This is a genomic window from Amycolatopsis rhizosphaerae (assembly GCF_007713715.1).
In the GTDB taxonomy this organism is placed as follows: Bacteria; Actinomycetota; Actinomycetes; order Mycobacteriales; family Pseudonocardiaceae; genus Amycolatopsis_E; species Amycolatopsis_E rhizosphaerae.
Genome location: NZ_VJWX01000869.1, coordinates 1 through 1,195, shown reverse-complemented (window position 1 = coordinate 1,195; position 1,195 = coordinate 1). Strand labels below are relative to the sequence as shown.

1 protein-coding gene is annotated in these 1,195 nt (G+C 61.0%); it reads right to left on the bottom strand.

Going from position 1 to position 1,195, the window contains the following annotated elements; all coding sequences use genetic code 11:
• Positions 1-119: 119 nt before the first annotated feature.
• Positions 120-755 (bottom strand): hypothetical protein, encoded by a 636-nt coding sequence (locus FNH05_RS37515; protein WP_144593561.1) that lies wholly within the window; start codon positions 753-755, stop codon positions 120-122.
• Positions 756-1,195 lie beyond the last annotated feature (440 nt).

Below are 1,195 nucleotides of genomic sequence, written 5' to 3'. Positions count from 1 at the left end.
GACGCTGGCGAACCCTGCACCACATCACCGCCAGCCCTCGCAGAATCAGCAACATCATCAAAGCCGCACTCACCCTCACCCATTTCGAGCACGGCCGACTCACCTAAAACTCGCTGAGATCAACTCAGATTGATCGGAATCTCGTACGACGCCCTGTCCGGGTTCAGGACCGGCTCGCCGAACGATGCAATGACCTGCACGGTCGGGGGATGAGCGTAGGGTTGGTATATCTGTGAGTAGCCGAAGTTGGCGACCGTGACCAAGATCGTGATGATGGTCGCGAGTGCTATCCCCTTGTTTTCCCGGAAGGCGGGAAAACGTACTCCGGTTCCATGAAGATAGTGCACCACCCAGGCGGAGAGGGCTGTGTACAGGGACCAGACCGAGAGCGGGGGCGGGTCCATCCCCCAGGGGCCCCTGAACTCCTTCAAGGCATCTCCGCTGCCTATCTGGGCCAGGATCATGAACGATCCGGCGGCGAAGATCAACACGGCTCCGCCCAAAGCGAGAAGACCCGAGCTGGGAAATTTTTCTTCCTTGCCGAGAAGAACGACGAGGCCGTGGTCGATCAGCCCGGTTGTCGCCACCAGCAGGAAGGCGCCCCCCAGTACTAGAAGTGCGCCGGTGAATTTTCCCCCGAAAGTGAGTGCGCCGGCGAAATCATCGGCGCCGTACTTGATGAAAAAGACCAGCGAACTGACGTAGACAAGGAGGAACAAGACGAAGCGGAGCCATCGCGCGATCAGAGATTTCATCCTGCTCCTCATCGGACCGAACGCCTTGACCTTCCTCGTGAAGCGGAACTTCGAAGGTTAGCCCGGAGCGTTGGCCAACGGGAATAGTTACGATAGGTATCCGTTCAAAAGTGTGTCACTCCAAGGTGAGCCCGGTCGGTCGCGACTGATATCGAGAGAACGATGACGGCGCGGAATCGTCGAGGCGAAAGGTGACGGAGTTCTTCGGCCCGGTCAACCCGGGTTGGCCCGGAAAAGCCGTGGACCAACCCGGGTCGGCAGGATTCCGCCGCCCCGCACATTTTTCCGGTACCGGGGTTTTCCCCGGCGGCGCCTTTGGGGGCCGGCTGGTTGCCCGTTCCGGGGGAGGAACCGGCCCGGCCTGCGTCAGTTCGTCAGCAAGGCGAAGGTTGCCTGAGGCCAGGTCAGGGGACCAGCGGCCCGGCCAGCACCCCCAACCC